Genomic DNA, 21,947 nt, shown 5'->3' with positions numbered 1-21,947 from the left:
AGCCACAAATGGAATAAGCAATAACGAATGGCTACACTTGTGGGTGATAAGCAAAGAGTGCTGGCGCCCCACCTGTGTGAATAAACAGAATCGGGCCATTACCGCGAAACTTATTCAGTGTCAGGCCATCCAGTAACCCCGCCATCGCTTTACCGGTATAGACCGGGTCCAACAATATTCCTTCTAAGCGGGCTAATAGTGCAATCGCTGCCAATCCTTCTTCGTTTGGCATGCCATATTTCGGGCCAAAATAATCATCCCACAAAGTAATCTCTGCCTGCGGGCCTGTTAATCCCAAAGAAATCGCCAATTCTTGCTGGATTTGCGTCACCTTCGGTCGTTGTTCATCAGCTTTGCGCGAAACCGTGACACCAATTAATTCAGCATCCGGTAACAGTTGTTGTAAACCGACCGCTAGTCCAGCATGGGTACCTGCACTACCAGAGGCCACAACAACGGTACTAAAAGCAACATTTCCGGCAGATTGGTCGGCTATCTCGAGCGCACACTGCACATAGCCCAATGCACCTAAGGCATTAGAACCACCAACCGGCACCACGTAAGGACAAAAACCCTGAGCTTCAAGCCGTGTTGCCACTTCGGCTAATTGTTGGTTGGGTGAATGCAATGCATCACACATCACCACCTCAACATTGAACAAGTCCAACAGCAATCGATTGCCATTGGTGAGATAATTTTCTGCTGATGTGCCAATCGGATTCTCGAGTAATGCGACACAATGTAGCCCGAGTTTAGCCGCCACTGCTGCTGTTTGCCGCACATGATTAGACTGAATCGCCCCCGCCGTCACCAGTGTATCTGCGCCCTGACTCAATGCATCCGCGGCCAGAAACTCCAATTTCCGCAGTTTGTTACCGCCTAAAGCAAGCGGCGTCACATCATCACGCTTGATATAAATCTCACGACCAAGGTAATCGGACAGACGGGAGAGTTTTTCTAATGGAGTAACATTGCCGACCAGCTCCAGTCGCGGAAATTGCGCCAGTTTATGTTGAAGCGTCACGTGCCCCCCTGAGAATTAATGAACAATTGTAATCACATAGATTTATCAGATGTCACTCCAATAATCACTGATTTTATTATAGATGTTAGTCGCAATTAACGCAGGAAGATAAGACAATTCGTAGGATAAATAACCGATACTCAATAAAATTCAAAGTGTCATAAAGCAACAAGACATCATTTCCAACAAACGAACACAGATGGCACAAGCGAGGGAATAACCATTATCACCGTGCTTGCAGTTTGGAGGGTAACAAAAATTAGGCATTAAAATGCCCAGTAAAGATGGACTTTGCTGGGCGTCGTATCATTAAAATCAATAAATCAACAATGACTTTTTATATCATGAGCTTCACTCGCTAAAATACAGAGTTTTCTTAACTCACAATGTACTGTTATGTCAGAAATTAGTAATTTTTTTGCCATGCTAAATACTGATCATATTTACGTAAAGCAATACGATAATTATTATGTGCGGCATTCGGCAACTCATCAATAATACGCTGGTGCATGGTTTCTGCAGCAAATTTTTCTGCCGGATAGTTAGTTGCAACCAACATTTCATCTAATCGCCGTAAACGCACAACATATTCGCGAACAGTGCTATGACTCATCTCTGTTTGCTCAAATAAGTACTGTTTGAACGCCATAATATCAAAATAGCCAGGTGTACTATTGCAATATATCTCACTGCAAAAACGGCACAATGCAGTTAATTCATGCTGAAGCTTTGACCACACTTGATCATCGATCGGTTGGTCCATACCGGCAATCGCTTCTTTATTAATAATTTGTCCGCGAAAAACCAGTGCCATACGGTCTAGTTGTTTATGGCAATGTGAGCAATGAGTTTGGCCGTGCTTATAATCTTTTAAATAACGGCTCAGTGGCCGCTTTTTAAGCTGAAGTCCTGGCATGAGAAGACCTGCATTAATAAAGTTAATCACTGTGATATTGCTGAACCAGAGTGAATTAAGAGTCATTACTCAGCCGGGCGCGTAAGCGTTTTATCGCCTGACTATGCAGTTGGCTAACACGGGATTCCCCGACTTCAAGCACTGCTCCTATTTCTTTCAGGTTCAACTCTTCTTGGTAATACAGCGTCAACACCATTTTTTCACGTTCTGGCAAAGCCTCGATCGCTTCAATAACGCGCTGGCGCAGATTTCCTTCCAACAAATGTTGTAACGGATTGGCATCTTCATGCCCTTCCAACATCGGTTCGACACTTTCACCATGCTCTTCCCGCCATTCGTCGTAGGAAAAAAGCTGGCTATTATTGGTGTCCAACAAGATCTGACGATACTCCGCCAAATCAATATCAAGCGTTTTTGCCACTTCTTGCTCTGTGGCTGGGCGCCCAACACGCTGTTCAACTTGTTGCATCGCGCTGGCAACTTCGCGGGCATTACGTCGTACACTGCGCGGTGCCCAATCTCGGCTACGCAATTCATCCAACATCGCGCCACGGATACGCTGCACCGCATATGTGGTAAACGCAGTTCCTTGCAAAGCGTCATAACGCTCGACAGCATTTAGCAGACCAATACCCCCAGCCTGCAACAAGTCATCCAATTCCACACTGGCTGGCAGGCGTACCTGCAAACGCAATGCTTCATGGCGAACCAGCGGAACATAGCGTTGCCAGAGGGAATTTTTGTCGATCACGCCTTCGGCGGTATACAAATCGCTCACTAGACAGGCACCTAAGGGTAAGAGAGTCGTACCATTATCCTGTCAGGTCTGTCAGGCAATCGGCTGAATAGACCTATAAAAAGGCGGCTATTTGGCTTATGCCCCGCGTAATCGGCTTTGAAGCCTCTTTTTTATCGACTTAATTCTGTCTGTATTCGTATAAATTTTGTTTTTTTTGCTTTACGCGCTATATCAATAATTGCAACGAAGAAAGGTCATCATTCACTTTCACTTTATCAATTTCTTCAATTAATTGATTCTTAACACCGGTACTATGCTGGCTAAATGCATGGTAAGAATAGAAGATATCCACAACGACATCTTCGGTTAATGTTTTATTATCTTTCATATAGATACTGATCAATGAACGGATAAAGAAGAAATCAACCATAATTAAATAAAAATGCTTCAATAAAGGAATGTTATCATTTATTGCAAATTGGTCATGATGTAATACATAAAGAAAGTAGTTACGAAGAATATGCGGATGTTTAGCAAAAAACAGGCTCACATCATCTTGCCAAATACGACTTAACTCTTTCATTTTTTCGCTAACCACCTCAGCGTTGAAATCAACGACAAGATAGGCAATAAGATTATTTAAATACCCTAATATCGTCTCTCGACCGCGATAACCCGGCGTTTTGGTTATGAAATTTTGTAACCTGATTAAAAGCTGCCACTGCAACTCCCCATTAAAAGGCAGATGTTCTAAACACCCGTTAATCTCACCGGATTCAAGTTTTTGCAGTAGCCCTTCATAGCCTGATTCCATATAAGGCAGCTTATGATTGATATCGCCTTCTAACTTTTGATAAAAAAGTAGAAAAGAGGCCATACTGTATAGGCTTTCTTCTATACGAACCTGATCTTGCATGAATAAATTAGCGCAGAAAAGGTTAATCAAATTCCCTTCTGCACTCAGTTCCGAAGCTTGAAAGAACGTTTTATGTTCCTCAATCAGAACATCCATTTTTAAGCTATTCGGATTCAGTAACACCTGAGATGCTGCTTCTGGGCAAGAGATGTTCAAACTTTGCCGTTTTTCCTGCTTATAAATATGTTCCGTTCTAGGATATACAGTACAAGTATCACTGAGTGCATCTTTACCTAAGCGTTTATAAATACCGCAGAGCTGGTCTACATCCAAATAAGGACAGTTATCTTGATCATTGAGTTTTATTGCGGCCCAATTAACCTCACTCGTTCTACTGACCGCTATATTAGTAACGGCAATTCTTTTAATATCCGGATTTTGGCTTTTAGCGTACTTACGGTACGTATTTTTATCCAGCGTGATTATCCAGCGTTTACAGCAGTGATCACGACAAGATGCACCTATACAGCTGAAGTTTTCGACATAGACAGGTCGTACTACGCTAAGTTCTTTCACCAGCAAGCCTCAGTATTAACCCTAGATCGAATGCTTTTATTCTAAATAAATTAATCTGTCACAATAATTTATTTAGAATAATAAGGCGACACTCATGCCGCCTTATTGATATAGCGCGATAAATTAATTAACGCAGCAGAGACAGTACAGTCTGTGGAACCTGATTAGCCTGTGCCAATACAGAAGTACCTGCTTGTTGCAGAATCTGTGCACGGCTCATGTTAGATACTTCAGTTGAGTAATCAGCATCTTGGATGCGGCTACGTGCTGAAGTCAGGTTGTTGATGGTATTACCCAGGTTGGTAATCGCTGAGTCAAAGCGGTTTTGTACCGCACCCAGGCCACTACGCAGAGCATCAACTTGTGCCAGCGCTTTATCAACGGTAGCCAGTTGGTTTTCAGTTGATTTCTGAGATGCAGCAGCATCTTCGTTGATCAGCGTTGTGTTGCCATTAGCAGTACGAGACATGTACATTACTTTGCCAGCAGCATTGGTGATTTCATCACCTTTAGCGTTAGCGGTATACACGGTACCGTTAACAGTCAAAGTACTGCCTGTTTTGGTCGCGCCTTGTAAATCCAAGTCCGCTAAGGTTGCAGCACGGTTGCTTTCAGCTGCTTTAGTGGTTAAACCGCCACCAACAACTGAAGTGAACAATGCACTTGAAGTTTTCACTTCGGCAGCAGTACCGCCAGGTGCAGTACTTGCAGTCGTTGTGAAGTCAACGCTTTTACCATCGACAGTCGCACTGAAAACACCGTTACCATTGGCATCAGCAGCAGTTTTAACAGTAAATTCCATGCCTTGTGCAGTGAATTTATCACCAACAGCTTTACCGACAGAAGCGGCAGCAATAGAAGTTGCTTCAGCACCCGCAGTGGCGGTAGTGGTGTAGACTGTTGAAGCTGTGTTAGCTGCAGTCGCTGTGCCAGAGAATGCACCGGTACCTGCATCAATATATTGTGCTGCACCCGCTTTAGTTACTGCGCCGCTGTTGATATCGGTAGCATAAGCTACACCGCCAACATCAAAGTTGTTAGTACCGGTCGCTTTAAACTGAGAAGTCAGATCATCAACAGAGGCTTGTTTAGCGCCATCAACGTTGAAGCCTTGCATGCCCAAGCTTTTTGAGTCAATTTTTTCCAGATTGATGCTGATAGTTTCGCCATCGTTAGCACCAACTTGAACTTTCATGCTGCTGTTGCCAGCCAGAACTTTCACGCCGTTGAACTGAGTTTGGTCAGATACACGGTCGATTTCGTCCAGACGTTGTTGGATTTCGTCTTGGATTGATTTCAGGTCAGAAGATGAGTTAGAACCAGTTGCAGCCTGAACGCTCAGTTCACGTACACGTTGCAAGTTGTTGTTGATTTCACCCAACGCGCCTTCAGTGGTTTGTGCCAGTGAGATACCGTCGTTAGCGTTACGAGAAGCCTGAGTCAGGCCCTTGATATTAGATGTGAAACGGTTAGCAATGGCTTGACCCGCTGCATCATCTTTCGCACTGTTAATACGCTGACCTGAAGACAAACGCTCAATGGCGGAGCCTAAGGCAGACTGAGATTTGTTCATGTTGTTCTGAGTCGTCAGAGACAGAATATTAGTGTTAATTACCGCCATAATATTATTCCTTAAATGCTGTTGGGTTATGGTTTGGGCTTACTGCCCACGGCTTCATCACCGTCACAACTTGTATCGGCGCTCTTTAAGGAACCTTTAGCCATTCTTTGAAATAATTTTAAATTTCGCTCAAATTATTCTTTATCTCTTCTTTAATTATTGCTCTATTCAATAGCCTAAATAGCCCCCTGTTATCCCCCGTTATTCCAGCCATCATAAATTCTATTTTATGTGTAAACTTTTCCACTTCTTGGCCGATAACCCCTGTAACGACACTTGAATATTAAGGATTAGACATGGCAAGTATTAGTTCGGTGGGTATCGGTTCAAACATGAACTTGGGCACGTTACTCGATCAATTAAGTGCCTCAGAGCAGACTCGTTTGACACCATTAACTAACCAGCAGACCAGTTACAAAGGTAAGCTCACAGCCTATGGTGTGTTACAAAGCGCGTTAGCTAAAGTCGAAACTGCCTCTGCAGCACTAAGAAAAGCCGATACTCTGGCCACGACCTCGATCAGCAGCACGAATACTGCTTTTGCTGCAACCACCACCAGTGGCGCAACAGCAGGCAATTACACGATTGAAGTGACCAATCTGGCTAAAGCACAATCCTTACTCTCTTCTGATGTGCCAAACACAACAGATAAGTTGGGTAATAGTAATGACAACCGGACGATCACTATTACTCAACCGGGTCAGAAAGAACCGCTGGAAGTTAAATTGACCAGCGAACAGACCTCATTGACCGGTATTCGCGATGCGATCAATAAACAAGAAGGTAGCGTCACTGCCAGTATCATGAAAGCAGATGATAATACCTATTATCTGGCGTTGACATCTAAGGAGACAGGGACGAAATCTGAAATGACCGTCAGTGTTTCGGGTGACGATACCTTAAATAATTTCCTAAATTACACGCCAAGTGCCACCGGCGGCAGCGGCGCGTTAACCCAAAAAGTCAAAGCGGAAGATGCAACACTGACCGTTAACGGGGTCGCCATCACTCGCCAAAGCAATACGATTACCGATGCGCCACAAGGTGTGACCCTGACACTCAAAGCGCTCACTAAAAAAGATGAACCAGAACAGCTGACAGTAACGCGTGACTCCACCGCAACCAAAGCAGCCATTCAAACATTTGTCGATGCTTATAACTCATTGCAGACAACATTTGCCTCTTTGACTAAATATACGGCTGTTGAAGCGGGCAAAGATCAATCCACCAGCAATGGTGCATTGGTGGGTGATGGCACATTGCGTAACATTCAAACGCAATTAAAAAGTCAATTAGCCTCAGCCCAATCGGGTGATGTGAAAACTTTAGCAGCGATGGGTATTACTCAAGATCTTGATGGCAAATTAGTTATCGACGCGAAAAAACTGGATAAAGCGTTAACTGACCAGCCTAACAACGTGACAGCCTTTTTTGTCGGTGACGGTAAAACCACGGGTTTTGCCACTCAGATGGATAACCTGCTAAATACGGCGTTAGATAGCACCAAAGGCACATTGAAAACAGCCACAGATGGTATTAATAAGTCATTAAAATCATTAGAAAAACAGGTTGAATCAACCACTGACAGCATTAATGCCACGATTGAACGCTATAAAGCGCAATTTACCCAATTAGATAAATTGGTCAGTTCATTAACCAATACCGGCAATTTCTTAACGCAGCAATTTTCTTCATAAAGGATAGAGCATGTACAGTCGCTCAGGGGTTCAAGCTTATGCCCAAGTAGGAATGGAAAGTGGTGTCATGAGCGCCAGTCCTCATCAACTGATCGTGATGCTCTTCGACGGGGCGCAAAGCGCCCTGGTTCGAGCGCGTATCTTGATGAATCAAGGCGATATTCCGGCCAAAGGTGCTGCCCTTTCTAAAGCAATTAACATCATTGATAATGGACTAAGTGCAGGGCTAGATATGGAGAAAGGGGGTGAACTAGCGCAGAATTTATCAGCCCTATACGACTATATGTCACGCCGTTTACTGTACGCTAATTTGCATAATGACGAACAGGCAATTAATGAAGTCGCTGCCTTACTCGAGAATATTGCGGATGCTTGGCGGCAGATTGGCCCCAATTATCAACCCAACTAGGACCCCATTGAATGGAACGTCACCAGCATCTTTTGTCCGAATATCAACAAATCCTGGCCCTTAGTGAGCAAATGTTAATGCTGGCGACTGAGGGTAACTGGGATGCGCTGGTTGATCTGGAAATGACTTATCTTAAAGCGGTTGAAAGTACCGCTAATATCACCATATCCTCATGCACATCTCAGGTATTACAAGATTTATTGCGAGATAAGTTAAAGGCTATTTTAGATAATGAAGTCGAGATTAAGCGTTTATTACAACAACGGCTTGATGCGTTGAGTGAATTAGTGGGGCAATCAACCCGACAACAAGTGGTTAATAATACTTATGGCCAGTTCCCTGACCATGCTTTGCTATTGGGTGAAACACAGTAATCGGTGGGTCACTGAATCTTAAATATTGATTCTTTGCTTAACACCATATGCAATTGCAATTATTAACATGGCAATTAATTTTTATTGTCATTCTATTAACATGTGCTGATTTGAGCAAAATACTGTTTTTAGTATAGGATTAATTTAGCATGATAGCGTATTGATAATCGTACTCATCATGTCGAACTGGCTATTATCATTATCCTTAAATCTTTTCGCTAAGTAGTCAGTTACTATAAATTTTCTATTAAAATGAGTTGCCAGTCTGCCATTCAAAGCGTAAAGATATTCTCAGGACAATATTGTGAAATGAATATCGATGGAACGTACGATTAATTTTTGTCCGGGTGTGGGTAGCTCAGCACATGTTATTCAACACACGGAACTACTACTTACTTCAGTCTATATTGAGATGCCACTTCTCATTATGGTTAACCGTGGGCATAAGATAATCCGCTGGGATAATCAGGAGTGTATTGTCCAAGCGGGTGAAGTTGTCGCAGTCAGTAGCGGACAAACGATTGATGTGATTAATGGTTTATCTGATGACGGTTTATTTTTTAGTCACCAACTTCGTTGTGACCCACGTTTGATAGCTACCTTTGCTAGTCACCCCCTTTCTGCTGGGCTTAAGCGTGTTCCAGGAGTGCTCGCTATACGAAATTTAGCTCCCGAATTTGTCAATACTTTCAGTAACACCTTTAAGGCTATCTCAGATATTGGGGATATCCCCCCCACAATTGTCAGGCACCGAATGCTTGAATTACTGTTGTGGTTAGCTGATCGTGGCGTGAAATTTAAGCTGAATGATGGCAATACACTCGGTGAGAAGGTACGCCGTTGTTTGGCGATTGATCCGCACAAAATATGGTCTGCATCTGAAGTAGCCAGTCATATGGCGATGAGTGAGGTTGTGTTACGGCGAAAACTCGCGGCAGAAAATATACTTTTGCGTGATTTAATGATTGATGTCCGTATGACTAGCGCTCTACGTTTGTTACAAGGTACAGATTGGCCAATCTCTTTAATTGCCAGCCAAGTGGGATATGAAAGTGCATCACGCTTTGCCGAGCGTTTTCGCAAACGTTTTGGTTTTGCACCAACAGCAATTCGCGGGCATCACCGTATACTGGCGGCAGATAACGATTCTCCCTCAGATGATTATCATGAATATCTAAATTTACACGCCCCTAACGTAGGGTCGGCATGAGTCACGGCCCTCAGGCATTTAACACCTTATAAAAATATTTAACCCACTCAATAATATCGCTATATCCCCTTAACTGAGCTGTTTAGAATCCCTTTCACCTTCCTATCTGTACTGCTAAATACTGCTTTTAGATATTCCGCACGTTAAATCATTCTTTTTTCAGAGTATGGTTAGTATTTTCATCCAAAAATTTAGTCTTAACTCTTAATAAAGACTTTTAAATCATGCGATTAGATTAACTAGACTGAATATCTCAACAAAATGTTGATTATGTCTGCTCATCCTATGATTACAGTTGATGAAATAATAAACTTCGGGATGGCTATGATGCTAACCAAACTGTCGGGATTAAAGAATCGCTATCCTTTGCACATCCAAATTGCTGCGCTATTCACACTATTGATTGTTTCAATTGGTACTGTGATTATTGCCTTTAACCATAGTCAGTTGACGAAGTTAACTGAGATCAGCACCAACCGTCAGTATCAAAAAACGGGAACGGCCATTGCAGCTGAATTAGATGCGGTTACTCGTCCCATGATGATGTCAGTTAACCTTCTCGCCAGTATGCAGATTACAGAATTATCCACACTGGAACAGAGAATGGCTTTTGTCAGTAAGTTTATTGAAGTTCTGCAACAGAATGATTATGCCAGCGCCGTCTACAGTGCTTATCCCAATGGCGATCTCTTTATGCTTAGGCGTTTAACAGAAGCCAACCGCTTATTATTTCACGCACCTGAAGAAGCCGAATGGATGATTCAAAGTAATCGTTTTTTGGATAGCATGCCGGAAAAACGATTTATTTATCTAAATAAGCAACAGCAAGTTATTGCCGTTATGCCAAGAGATAATGATAACTATGACCCGCGGCGGCGTGATTGGTTTATTATGGCCTCCGAAAGTCCCACGCTCATCACCTCCCCTATTTATATTTTCAAAGGTACAGGTGAGGTTGGTTTTACCTATAGTCGCCAAGCTGAAAATAAACAATCGATTATTGGATTAGACGTTTCTCTCGCGTCATTGTCTCAGTTTTTAGTCAAACAAAACCTGCCACCGAGTAGCCAAGCAATTATTATTAACTCCCGCGGCGAAGTCATTGCTAGCTTGCCAAAACCCAAGGGGAATCCCGCTGAAACGTCCCATGCGGATAATCAACCCCCTGTATTACAAGTGTTGCTAGACACACAATCAGGCACGAATGCGCAAAAGAATAGCAATACCGGCAGTATTATGTTTGAAGCGAAAAATCAGCAATGGTTTGGTTCTATTGTCGACATTAATAACAATGGCAACGCTTATCAGTTAGTGATTGCCACCCCCGCTAGCTATTTGACGGCCGATGCAAATTCAATTCGTAACCATGCCACTTTTATCGCTTTTATTCTATTACTGCTCAGTTTGCCGATCGTTTGGTATTTCTCAAGGAAAATATCCAAACCCCTTATTCGGTTGCGTCAAGATGCGGATGCCATCAGTAACTTATATTTCGAAGAGCATGAACGTGAGCAATCGGCCATTGAAGAAGTCGACGAATTGCACAAATCCATGTCAAAAATGAAGTCGACCCTGAAGCAGTTTATTTCTATGGGCAACATGCTGACATCAGAAAGCAATTTCTATCGCCAAATGCAGGGATTATTAAGTGAAACAACCGAAATCGCCGGTATGACTGGCGGGATTATTTTCCTCGCGGATAAAAAAGCCGATACCTTTACACCGACAGCATTTCGTTGGAATGGTGATAATATTCCGGTTGCTGAAATGTCTTCATTACAAGTCGAAAAAGATAACTTCGCCGCGTTCAAGCCAGTATTGGATGGAAAGACCATCACTGGCACCCTCAACAAAGATAATATTTTTAACCAGCTACAAGATTTCCTACAACCCTATTTACCGTTACGCTTTGTCGCTGTGCCGATGAAAACGCATGATGACCAACTATTGGGCTTCTTACTGTTATTTAATCCTTATGTCTTAAATGCGGAACGTGAGCGCTCAAAAATCCAATTAGTTAATGCACTCGTCGGTAGTTTGTCGGTATCAGTAGAAACTCAGCGCCTGTTGCAAGAACAGAAAAACTTGCTTAACGCGTTCATTGAGCTAATTGCCGGTGCGATAGACGCCAAGAGTGCTTATACCGGCGGGCATTGTCAGCGCGTACCTGAAATCACCAAAATGCTGGCTCGCGCCGCAATTAATATCAAAGAAGGGCCATTCGCCCAATTTAATCTCTCAGAAGATGAGTGGGAAGAACTGCATACCGCCTGCTGGTTACATGATTGCGGTAAGATAACGACACCTGAATTTGTGGTCGATAAATCCACAAAACTGGAGTTAATTTATGATCGTATCCATGAGGTACGGATGCGCTTTGAAGTCTTAAAACGCGAGAAAGAAATCGCCTTCTTACGCAGCCATACCAACGTGGATGCCAATGAAACAGAGCAACAAAGGCTGGCTGACGAATTACGCCAGTTGGACGACGATTTTTACTTTATCGCCCATTGTAATATTGGCGGCGAATTTATGTCTGATGAGGCTATTGCGCGTATTCAGCATATTGCGAGCTACCATTGGACCCGCACATTAGATGATAACGCCGGTATCGCCCATGAAGAACGCGTTCGTAAAGCACGACAGCCCTCTTCTCCCTTACCGGTACAAGAACCAATGTTGGCCGATAAAGAAGAGCATATTATTTACCGCGACGATAAAAATAAGCGCCCAGAATATGATGACTTCAAGGTGAAGGAACCGACGTTCCTTTATAACCGAGGGGAGATTTATAACCTCAGTATTCGCCGTGGAACACTGACGGATGAAGATCGTTATAAAATTAACGAACACATCATGCAGACCATAGTAATGCTAAACAAATTACCGTTCCCGCGCACAATGTCCAATGTGCCCATTATTGCGGGTGGGCATCATGAACGTATGGATGGAAAAGGTTATCCTTACCAGCTCACTTATAAACAAATGAGTATTCCCGTTCGGATGATGGCCATTGCTGATGTATTTGAAGCACTCACGGCGGCCGATCGGCCTTATAAGCCAGGGAAGTTGCTCTCTGAAGCATTGAATATCATGGTTAACATGGTGAATGAAAATCATCTCGATCGTGAGCTGTTTATTTTGTTCCTGCAATCGGGGATTTGGTACGAATATGCGCTAGCCCATCTCCAAGCGGATAAAATAGATAATATTGATGTCTCAGTTTTACTGCAAAGAATAGGTCATCAGGATATCAAACTGGCCGCGACAGCCTAGAAAGCAAGAAACGGAGAGTCAGTGTGATAAAGTGGCGCTATATTTGATAGCGCCCTATTTATCTTTTGGATCGCATTGAGTTTTCCGCAGGCACTGACTGGAGTGAATACGTGTTCTACAGCTACGGTGAAACAGAAATTAATCATCTCAAGCGGCGCGATAAAAAGATGGCCGCCGCGATTGACCGTTTGGGTATGCTAGCCCGCCCGCTGTCCCCTGATTTATTTGCGGCATTGATCCGCAATATCGTTGACCAACAGATCTCGGTTAAAGCGGCGCTCACTGTCAATGCGCGTTTGGTGGCATTACTGGGAACCGTGACCCCGATGACAGTGGCAGCAGCATCCGCAGAAGCCATTCAAGGGTGTGGTATGACGATGAGGAAGGCCGGATACATTAAGGGCGCAGCGGAAGCGGCACTGAATGGGTCGCTGGATTTATCCGCCATTGCGCAGTTACCCGATAATGACGTGATTGCCCAGTTATCGAGCCTCAATGGCGTGGGTGTTTGGACCGCAGAAATGCTATTGATATCCTCGCTTTGCCGCCCAGACGTGCTCAGTTGGGGCGACCTAGCTATCCGCCGTGGCATGATGAACTTATATCGCCATAAAACGCTGCCACGGGAACGTTTCGAAAGATACCGCCGCCGCTATGCGCCCTATGGCACAACCGCATCGCTCTATTTATGGGCGTTATCAAACGAAACCGAATAATCTCAGGGAAAAGCGCCGTCTTACACGCCCATATTCATCATGTGAAGTGGTTAAATTTAAGTTCGAGTTAGTTCTCGGTATATCACGGAAGGCAGTACATTACCGCAAAGTGTCTTGACTATGGTTGGCATAGTTCGAGTTAGTTTGCGGTAATTTTTTGCCCCATTTTTGCCCCATTCCCCCCCCCCACCTAACAGGCATACCTGCCAACCATCACATGCAGAAACTAATCGTCAATTAAGCCCAGTTTTGTATTTTATAAGCCTGATAAACCTCAACGATCGTTTTAAACGATCAATCTTTCATTATTGATCTGTCGAACCAATTTGAAAGCCTCGAACGAATGCCATTATCCTTATTGCTCACATAAATCATGGTCATACCGTAAGGAAATTCGTTGTGATGGAATGGAAATTAATGACGGGAACTGAAAATGATTTTAGTCTCGCGCCTCAATGGGCCAAACGTTTAATCAATAGCGATGGAAGAATTTTGTGGTGGGACGGGATGAGAAAATTCAAACCTATCGATGGTAATGAATTCATACTCTCCGATAGATTTGAAGATAACTATCGGTTAATAGCAGAACGAAGGTTAGTGCCTAAAGTTTGATTTCCGGGCCAAATAAGCCCGGATTGTGCTTATTCCTCGTCCAGTGGTAACTCTGTTTCTTCCCTTTCTGGCATCTGAACACGCAGATCAACAAAACGCCCTAACGGGATATCAATTGGCTGTCCATCTTCATAACCATTGATATTGTTCTGTGCAAATACTGGGGAAGTTGGATGTGTGCGGTGATAGGTCCTAATGACTAAATCACCATCCTCTTCAAGTGAGTAATCAACCCAGATAAGCGGCTGCTTATTTTTGTCTGTCGGAATCTCAATCCCCCCATCGACCCCACCCCATGCATCATCTGAGTTAAATCCCAGCACTCCAGATATTTTATAGACCCCTTCGCTGATGCGTTCTGATGTTGCGCCCTCTGATTCTTCATTTGTTTCAGATCCGCCATCACCGTACAACTTCACCACCGGCGAGGCTTTTTTCAGGAAACCATTTGAGTCTACCGTTGTGTTGTTTGTGTGATAGAGCATAACCGCGGGGCTTAATGCGGTGTCATGGATTGTGCGGACATAGCACTGAGGAGCCCCAGACCCGACATTAAAACTTTGTATAGCGATTACAGCTTTTCTGGACCCGGCAGCAACTTGGCCCGATCCAACACCAAGGGAGATAATATTCCAATGCGCTGGCAAACTACCTGACACGTCTGTAGGAGTTGTTCCGCCCCAGTTAGTCATTGTCGTAAGGCTCATCATTCCCAGCGGGTTTAACCACGCATTATTCACTGATGTCATATTTACTGACGGGCCGCCGATGCCATTAGAACCCGTTGTCATAGCACGGCCTGCTGTCTGGTCTGCGCTATTTGCAACTACATCAGTTACCGCAGCAGAACCCAGCCCTAAGGCGGTTCGGGCCAACGGTGCAGTAATAGCTCCCGTCCCACCATCAGCTATTGAGACTGGTATTGCGGAATTTTGAACTCGGCGCACAGTAAATACTCGTGAACCTTTCGCTCCTACCGATATGACTTTATATATTTTATAATTTGATTGTGATGTTGTATCTGGAATAAGCGTTAATCCAATGCGAGTTGAATTACTGGAGATATAATCAACTGTGATACTGACCCCTGTACCTGCATTATAGATAATATCTGCTGGCGCATTGGTCCAAATATTATTTGAACCAATATAGTTAGCTCCCGTTAGGAAATCTTGCTGTTGCCAATCTAGAGCGGTTAAACCGACAAGCGTTGGCAATCCAACTCCAATGTTAGACAACTGCTGCTGACTAGCTTTACCATTTATATCTTCCGACATTTTAGTTAATGAGGGAATAACCACAGTTGAACCGTCTGGCGCAATAATAGTGACATCGCCAGTGCCTGTTGTTATTAATTGCCAGTCCTCAAGCAAACCTTGGTATAAAGCCAATTGAACAGCCGTACGACGCGCCAAATCAGACATAGAATTTGATACGGTTGTTACTATCGCATAATCTGAATTAGTAATGGATGAGGCTGAGTTACTTGATATTCTAATTTGAGTATCACTATCCACAGCAAGTATTTCATATATAACAACCTGCCCCGCACCGGGGACAAGAATCATCTGCCCCGGCGCGATACCAAATATTGGATTACTCCATAACGTGCCGGTGCCAGTAATAACATTTGTACCGACTACGGACGTGACTTTACCTGCCTTATACCAAGACATATGATTATTCCTAATTTGATTTAAAAGTAAGTGTCGGTATTTAGAACGGGTAAAGCCAACGGACTATTACCGTATCTATTGTCACTCATTGGGACGCTATTTAAATAAGCCCCCTGTCCTGCTGTTATGCTTGATCCTGACATTCTCATAGCGGTTAGATACCACCCTATAAAACCTCCGCTTTGCTCTAGTCCTGCTGGTAGCCCTCCAAGACTAGGAAGGGGGATCATAGGTCTTGTTATGCCAGTATTTACCCATGTATTAGGTGTGGAACTTAGTTGTGTCGTGTTTGCCAGAATTAGCGGCGCATAGCGGGATGAATATGTGCATTGTCCTGATGTATTAAAAATAGCTAACCCCGCAGTGCCGGCGCTGGGCGGTGCAGGGAAAAAACCCGTGGTGAAAACACACACGTTAGCAACCACTGAGCCGTTACTCGTCGAGCCTGTCGAGTTGATAGCAAAGCAATGAATATTTTTATTGGCACTATCGTATAGTAAAGACACATTAGGATCGTTCCAATTAGCAAACACGATAGCATTATTACGGTTTGGTATCCCTGCTGGTACTTGCCAATCTGACGATATAGTGACCTGCCCTCGCCATGTGCAAAAACCCAATGCCGTAGCATCGGTTATTGCCATGAAATTAGCCGAATTTTGCAGGAATAACCCGTATGTCCCGAACGCTGGGGATGTCGGAATTTCAAACGCTGAGAATGTCGCCCATCCGTAATTACTATCTGAAGTCGTAAAGGTTATACGGTTGCCCGACATTGAGTAACCCGTAACATACCACGCATATGCCGAGGCGGCACCTGCGGGGGTATTTACTCCCCCGAAAGATGTCGGGACTAAATATAACTGCCCTCCTGTATAACCATTCAGAACAACGGATGGCGGGTTGCCTGTTCCCAATGTGTCGTAGTTTCCTAGAAATCTAAGTAACCGTGTTCCAGATGTCATATAGACACCTTTCCCCCCATCACTGGGGGAGACATATAGAATCGGCTCTGCCATCAGAAATAACCCACTTGCACGGCAATTTGTCCATTAGCATGATATGTTTTTTGACCACGATAATCTATTATTGTACGAATACCATTTGTGGTTGTGTCCATTGTTAACTGCCCTCTTATATTTGCATTATTAAACCAAGCATCTCCATTTTTATTCACATGCCAACCTATAGTTGAGCCATTCCAATTACTAGACTGGATGTATTCGCCTATTTTTGCATTGGTTATAGAGCCATCTTGAATGAACGCAGCCCTCAGGAATGTTTGTGACCCTGTAGCGGCAAACGCTAACTCATAACCACCGTTATTGGTGTTATAAACTGCAAATGTATCTGCGCTAAAAAGAATATAACTTTTTGCCACTCCGCCTGACACTTCAGCAGCAATTGACATGCCAGCTGATACATCCTGCCCATTATAAGTAAAACCTGCATTGACACTATAAACAGCCGAACCCTGCCCAGTATGGTCAAACTTTGTTGTTGCCTTTGTTTGAATGGCTGCCTCTTGTTCATCAAATTGCGCGGTGACCAATTGTCGATACTCGGCAAATGATTCCTGGTCATTTGCAATAACTGTTCTAACTTCAAGTATCTCCGCTTTACCTCGCCCAGAATCAACCCTCCACCTCCTAATATCAGCATCGTTGGCTATTGCGTTTTCAATTATTGCATCACTGTTTGTATCTATTTTTGTGGTTATAGATTCAAATGCTTCTGATCCCCTGATTGCATCATCAATGTAATCAATCATGCCGGGAATATCGGAGGATGCGACACCGGATGCCTCAACAAACTCAGAAACACCAAACGCATTACGAGTCCTGACGTAAACATAATAAGTTGTATCGGCCTTGAGTCCGTTCAACGTCCATTGAGTTGATCGCCCTAAAAACTGAGCTTCATTCTCAATGTTTGCCAGGCTAGATGCTGGTATTTCTCCAGTCCACCAAAACTCAAAGGTAGTATCTGTTGTGGCTGTAATGTTCATTACTGGCACGACATCAGCAGAGAATATGCCTGGCGTCCATCGAACTGATGACGGCATTGGTGGGACACCAATGAGCAAACTAACCTGCGTTTCAGCCCCTTTCATGCCGTTATCATTACGCCCACGAACTCCAAGAGAATACATCCCTGCCGGAATGCCAAAGAAGTCATAGCGGAACTGATCTGTTTCGTACTGCGCGAAAACCTTTCCATCTAAGGTATAAACCAGCAACTCAAACACAAGTTTTCTGGTTGTAGTGGCTGTTTCCCACGAAGCGCTGACTTGAACAGTCTCACTGTTCGTGTTGATCACCCGAAGGTTCTCGATATTTGGGACGCGATAACCATTCAATGTATCGGAAGGGACATCGAATACAGCCCCTTCATCAACAATGGCTTGCTTGTTGGGGTTATGCAGCGTTGCGGATATGCTGTAGATAGAGTTATTTTCATCTTCAGATATCCCCATAATACGGAACAAGCGCGTAGATACTTCACTGGTTGAAATTGCAAACGTAGTGCCATCTCTAACCCATGCTGGCGCAACTTTCAGCGTGATAGCAGAACCATTAACCGAGGCAATTTCATATTTAGTGAATTTAGCGTTAGCGCCCATGATAGACATAGTGTCGCCATTTCCAGCCAACGCCGACACATCAGCGTCAACATTGATCACCACCCCGCTATGACTAACTATTCGTCCACCGAGTCGGGCCGCTGTTCTGTTGTTATCCATTAACTCAACAATGTCGCCAGGGATAAACCCAATTGCATCACGTGCCATGCGAAACGTTACTTTGTCTTTTTCAAGCTTGGCGCTTTCGACTAACCATCTAGCGGTGCGGCGGGCCTGTCCACGAGATGTACAACCAAAAGCCTCTATCGTTGTTTCGTTGTAGGCACCACTACTGCTGATCATCTCATCATCAGAGTAATATTCCTTCACTTGCTCCCAACCGTTATTGGGGTCAGTCCATGACACAACGACAGCGTTGTAACGCTCGGATCGCTTCATTGCGCTATAGGTGAATAGCCCATCAACGACACTGGCATTCGTTACAGCGGCAACCGGATCTTGTGGTCGGTCTATCATGATGCTGAATCGCATACCATCCCACAGCGCTATCCCTCGAAACATGCCAGCGATATCATCAAGTAATTCACGCGCACTTTTCTGCTCAGTAATATAAGCATTCAAGGTAAATCGAGGCTCTTCACCACCGAATCCATCTTCTACTTTTTGGTCACAGAATTGAGATAACACGTACAGGCTACCGTCATCAACATCGATATATCCCGCACGACGAGCCAGTCCGTAGCGCGTATTTTTAACCAGCATGCGGAATATCCACGCAGGGTTATTGGTCCATGCTGATTTGAAACCACCCAGCCAGAGGCCGGTATATGTGCGTGTTATTGGGTCGTAATTATCGGGTACATCCACTATTAGTCCACGTAAATGGTATGTTCGGTTAGGTGTGTCAGTGTACTGATCTCGGTCAATTACAGCGCCACATACAGCCGTGTAAGGATATGAGAGATTGTCGTCAATCATCTCAGTAAAGCTATTCCAGATGGTTCCATTTCTGAGAAAGTCGCTTGTACTATCAGCAGTAATGCGGCGAACTCGAATATCAAATGGCTTTGTTTCAGGTGCATCAATCAAGTGCGCTTCAAGGTATTCCCCTGAAATTTTATTTGGGCCAATCGTTACTGTTTTAACGACCTGAAAAGAACTATTCCCAACCCTGGTTTCAATGACCATTGTCACTGAAGTGTTCCTTTGGTTTCCTTGAGCATCCTGCTCTACCAATGAACTGACGCCGATATTAAGCCTTACGCGGGTAACATTTGTGTCAGTGATAGTTCTCACTAGCGGCGTTGCCTGAGTTACGTCTGCCTTAACAATGGTTGTTGACTCAACAGCAGAGAAGCCATTTATTGGGGTTTGTGTTGCTGATCCTGGCCGCCAGGCGACGCTAACTCCAGGAACGCTAACTACACCTGCATTATTAGTGATTGGTGTTTTATTTAGTCTGAATGATGACAAATGCTCTTGGTCTACAGGGCCGTAAATTGGGCCATCTGAAATGATGTCGAGAACGCGATAAAATTGCTTTGACGTGAGATTGTCATTAATGAGTGTTGGTGTACTTCCGCCACCGCCGCCTGAACTCATATTGCCACCTTAGCTAATAGAGATGTTCCAATCTTTGTTATTGCTGGTATCAATGCCGAGCGAACCCACGTTCGATCCAACAACCATTTCGCCCAACAGCAATGGAACAGGCCGCCCCTGTCCAACTTTGTTCTCAGCGCTGGTGAATGAGTTATTCGTTATCGTGCCACTTTGTGCAGACTCAGCCGACGTCTTAGTTTTCATGTTCGAGGTCATATAGAGCGAATAGGCTACTGAGGCCACGGTAACGGCGACCATGATCCACGCTGCGGCCACAGCAGTTATTGCCCCCTCAACAACAGGGACAAACAAGACTGTCGCGCCGTCCCTTAAGTGCCGATCCATGTGAAAATTAAGCGTGTCATTGGAAACGTCATTGCCGTCAACCCGCATTCGAATTTTTGATTTATAGAAGTCACGTTTGAATTCAGGACATTGGGCAAGAAGAAGGCGTAACCCCTGCGAAGGGGTATCAACCTTTAAAGTGATTTGGCGGAAATGTCGTCGAAGACTCCCCGAAAATCTAAAGATGAGCATTGTTCGTGTCTCCAGATTGAATGAGTAAGGCGCAAATAAGCAGGCCGCAAAGGTTCGCGACGACTTAGGCGACCGGTATTTTCATGATGAAGAATGGTGTTATCACCAAGGTAAATCATGGCGTGGCAAGGGTCTGACTCTGGAAAAGCTCGCCGAATAAACACATCACCCAGTTGGACGTCTTGCATATTTACTCCATGAAAACCATTGGCTGCCATGTTTTTTAGGTAAAGGTCTTCGCCGCGCAGCCACCACCCGTTAGTGCGTTCAAAATCAGGCAAATCAATGCCGCACAAATGATAGGCGTCACGAAATAGTGTGTAGCAGTCCATAACACCATGCTTGAATGTCCGACCTAGCAGATGCTCTACAGGTCTAAATTTCCGAAGCTTTCCGCCGCTAGCAAGCCACCAATCGATGCCGGTTGCCAACTGTCCGGATCGGTCTGCACCAGATAACACAAGCTTTTGCTCTGGGTGAGAATGAAAAACGGCGGTGATTTCTCCCGCCGCTTCTGTTTCTAACCAGTCATCATCACTTATTCGAAAGTGCCGCCTTGGGTCTTGGTGAATATTTCGACATCTGACTAGCGACTCATTGCCTACTATCAGGCCACAAACCTCTTCATCAGACGAGGCGGCGAACTCAAGGCATTCATTCTCAAGCATCAGGACACCTTAGCTGATCCGGGGAAGCAACCTATTGGGAGTGGTTCTGGTTTAGGGTGGCGATATCGACATCCTGAAGAGTGTTTTGAGCACTTATCTTTTGATGGGTCGGTCGTTGGGTTGTCTTTATCATCGGCAACAGGCGGCCCAGAGTAACCACAGCCATCACCGCGATATATCCACTGGCAAACGTCTGCCAGAATGGTTCGTGCTGGGATAATCGCGTTATCGCAATCCACTGGAGTGGCAAGGTTGTAAGTCACTGTCTCGAAAGTTTCTTCAACCATTTCCTCGATCACATAGCGTGAAACAGCCTCCATCGTGGTATCCGCATCTGGATTGCCACCGGGGAAATTAACCGCATCGAGATTTTGAACCAGAACCTGCCGCCGAGTAACGACTGCACCCAATGCATCATCAAAATCGCTGTTAATGCCAGTAATTAAGCCGGTGATGTTGGCAACCTTCATCGTTGGCCGCGAGTAAGTCCCTTCTGACTTAACTTCAAACCCTTCTACCGCTATTGGATAGGCCGAGTATTGCTGACCTTTCCAGATAACATCACCGTAATAACCATTGGTACCGGAATGAAAGCGGATCACATCACCGCCGAATGACTGTAAATCAACCTCGAACAGGTCAATCATTGCGCCAACGCCAGCATCAACGCTCGCGATAATGAGTTCTGCTGGTATGTCTCTCATATTTCACCCATAAAAAAGCCCACTTTCGTGGGCATTGGCGTGTTTATTGATCAACTCAATGGCGATTACCGGCTGATCTTCTATTGTGTAAGGTCAGCCCACTCTAGCCATGCGCGGCTTGAGTGTTATCTATCGGAGGAATGGCTGATT

General features: G+C 44.5%; 18 protein-coding genes. 7 read left to right on the top strand and 11 right to left on the bottom strand.

The window, feature by feature from the left end:
- Positions 1-31: 31 nt before the first annotated feature.
- The 5 genes from DA391_RS09380 to DA391_RS09360 form a co-directional block, all read right to left on the bottom strand.
- Positions 32-1,024, bottom strand: coding sequence for a D-cysteine desulfhydrase (locus tag DA391_RS09380; protein WP_108087612.1), 993 nt, complete (start codon positions 1,022-1,024; stop codon positions 32-34).
- A gap of 406 nt (positions 1,025-1,430) precedes the next feature.
- Positions 1,431-1,940: a flagella biosynthesis regulatory protein FliZ gene (gene fliZ / locus DA391_RS09375; RefSeq protein ID WP_050080771.1), complete on the bottom strand. Its 510-nt coding sequence runs from the start codon at positions 1,938-1,940 to the stop codon at positions 1,431-1,433.
- Positions 1,941-1,995: 55 nt separating this feature from the next.
- Positions 1,996-2,718, bottom strand: a complete 723-nt coding sequence (locus DA391_RS09370) for an RNA polymerase sigma factor FliA (protein ID WP_050080479.1) — start codon at positions 2,716-2,718, stop codon at positions 1,996-1,998.
- Between the two features lie 187 nt (positions 2,719-2,905).
- Positions 2,906-4,111 (bottom strand): flagellin lysine-N-methylase, encoded by a 1,206-nt coding sequence (gene fliB / locus DA391_RS09365; RefSeq protein ID WP_108087611.1) that lies wholly within the window; start codon positions 4,109-4,111, stop codon positions 2,906-2,908.
- 127 nt (positions 4,112-4,238) lie between these two features.
- Positions 4,239-5,735, bottom strand: coding sequence for a flagellin (locus tag DA391_RS09360; protein WP_108087610.1), 1,497 nt, complete (start codon positions 5,733-5,735; stop codon positions 4,239-4,241).
- A gap of 293 nt (positions 5,736-6,028) precedes the next feature.
- Here DA391_RS09360 and fliD point away from each other — a divergent pair, with 293 nt between their 5' ends.
- From fliD to DA391_RS09325, 7 genes are all read left to right on the top strand, one after another.
- On the top strand, positions 6,029-7,429 hold the full coding sequence (gene fliD / locus DA391_RS09355) for a flagellar filament capping protein FliD (RefSeq protein WP_050874251.1): 1,401 nt from the start codon (positions 6,029-6,031) through the stop codon (positions 7,427-7,429).
- Between the two features lie 10 nt (positions 7,430-7,439).
- Complete coding sequence (gene fliS, locus DA391_RS09350) at positions 7,440-7,838, top strand: flagellar export chaperone FliS (RefSeq protein WP_019210338.1); 399 nt, start codon at positions 7,440-7,442, stop codon at positions 7,836-7,838.
- Between the two features lie 11 nt (positions 7,839-7,849).
- On the top strand, positions 7,850-8,212 hold the full coding sequence (gene fliT, locus DA391_RS09345) for a flagella biosynthesis regulatory protein FliT (RefSeq protein ID WP_050080475.1): 363 nt from the start codon (positions 7,850-7,852) through the stop codon (positions 8,210-8,212).
- A 319-nt stretch (positions 8,213-8,531) separates the two neighbouring features.
- Complete coding sequence (locus tag DA391_RS09340; protein ID WP_050080473.1) at positions 8,532-9,422, top strand: helix-turn-helix transcriptional regulator; 891 nt, start codon at positions 8,532-8,534, stop codon at positions 9,420-9,422.
- Positions 9,423-9,749: 327 nt separating this feature from the next.
- Positions 9,750-12,698: an HD domain-containing phosphohydrolase gene (locus DA391_RS09335; RefSeq protein WP_050285805.1), complete on the top strand. Its 2,949-nt coding sequence runs from the start codon at positions 9,750-9,752 to the stop codon at positions 12,696-12,698.
- Positions 12,699-12,808: 110 nt separating this feature from the next.
- A complete protein-coding gene (locus DA391_RS09330; RefSeq protein ID WP_019210342.1) occupies positions 12,809-13,414 on the top strand; it encodes a DNA-3-methyladenine glycosylase family protein in 606 nt (201 codons plus the stop codon).
- A 402-nt stretch (positions 13,415-13,816) separates the two neighbouring features.
- Positions 13,817-14,026, top strand: coding sequence for a hypothetical protein (locus DA391_RS09325; RefSeq protein WP_050080520.1), 210 nt, complete (start codon positions 13,817-13,819; stop codon positions 14,024-14,026).
- A gap of 29 nt (positions 14,027-14,055) precedes the next feature.
- Here the strand turns inward: DA391_RS09325 and DA391_RS24445 are convergent, their stop codons facing one another.
- From DA391_RS24445 to DA391_RS09295, 6 genes are read right to left on the bottom strand one after another with little or no spacing between them, the layout of a single operon-like run.
- Positions 14,056-15,702: a hypothetical protein gene (locus DA391_RS24445; RefSeq protein WP_240624804.1), complete on the bottom strand. Its 1,647-nt coding sequence runs from the start codon at positions 15,700-15,702 to the stop codon at positions 14,056-14,058.
- A 20-nt stretch (positions 15,703-15,722) separates the two neighbouring features.
- The gene (locus DA391_RS09315) at positions 15,723-16,721 is read right to left on the bottom strand and encodes a DUF6453 family protein (protein ID WP_108087609.1); all 999 of its coding nucleotides are present in this window, start codon (positions 16,719-16,721) and stop codon (positions 15,723-15,725) included.
- Positions 16,721-19,888: a host specificity protein J gene (locus DA391_RS09310; RefSeq protein ID WP_108087608.1), complete on the bottom strand. Its 3,168-nt coding sequence runs from the start codon at positions 19,886-19,888 to the stop codon at positions 16,721-16,723. Before DA391_RS09310 ends, DA391_RS09315 begins: the two co-directional genes overlap by 1 nt.
- A gap of 9 nt (positions 19,889-19,897) precedes the next feature.
- Complete coding sequence (locus DA391_RS09305; protein WP_050287232.1) at positions 19,898-20,425, bottom strand: tail assembly protein; 528 nt, start codon at positions 20,423-20,425, stop codon at positions 19,898-19,900.
- Positions 20,368-21,093 carry a C40 family peptidase gene (locus tag DA391_RS09300; RefSeq protein ID WP_108087607.1) on the bottom strand — a complete coding sequence of 242 codons (726 nt, stop codon included), beginning with the start codon at positions 21,091-21,093 and terminating at the stop codon, positions 20,368-20,370. Before DA391_RS09300 ends, DA391_RS09305 begins: the two co-directional genes overlap by 58 nt.
- Entirely contained in the window at positions 21,093-21,797 is a 705-nt protein-coding gene (locus tag DA391_RS09295; RefSeq protein WP_050287234.1) for a phage minor tail protein L, read from the bottom strand. The genes DA391_RS09300 and DA391_RS09295 overlap by 1 nt, the downstream gene beginning before the upstream one ends.
- Between the last annotated feature and the right edge of the window lie 150 nt (positions 21,798-21,947).

Source organism: Yersinia massiliensis (genome assembly GCF_003048255.1).
Classification (GTDB): Bacteria; Pseudomonadota; Gammaproteobacteria; order Enterobacterales; family Enterobacteriaceae; genus Yersinia; species Yersinia massiliensis_A.
Note: the sequence above shows the minus strand (reverse complement) of the source record. Positions and strands in the feature narration are given on the sequence as shown.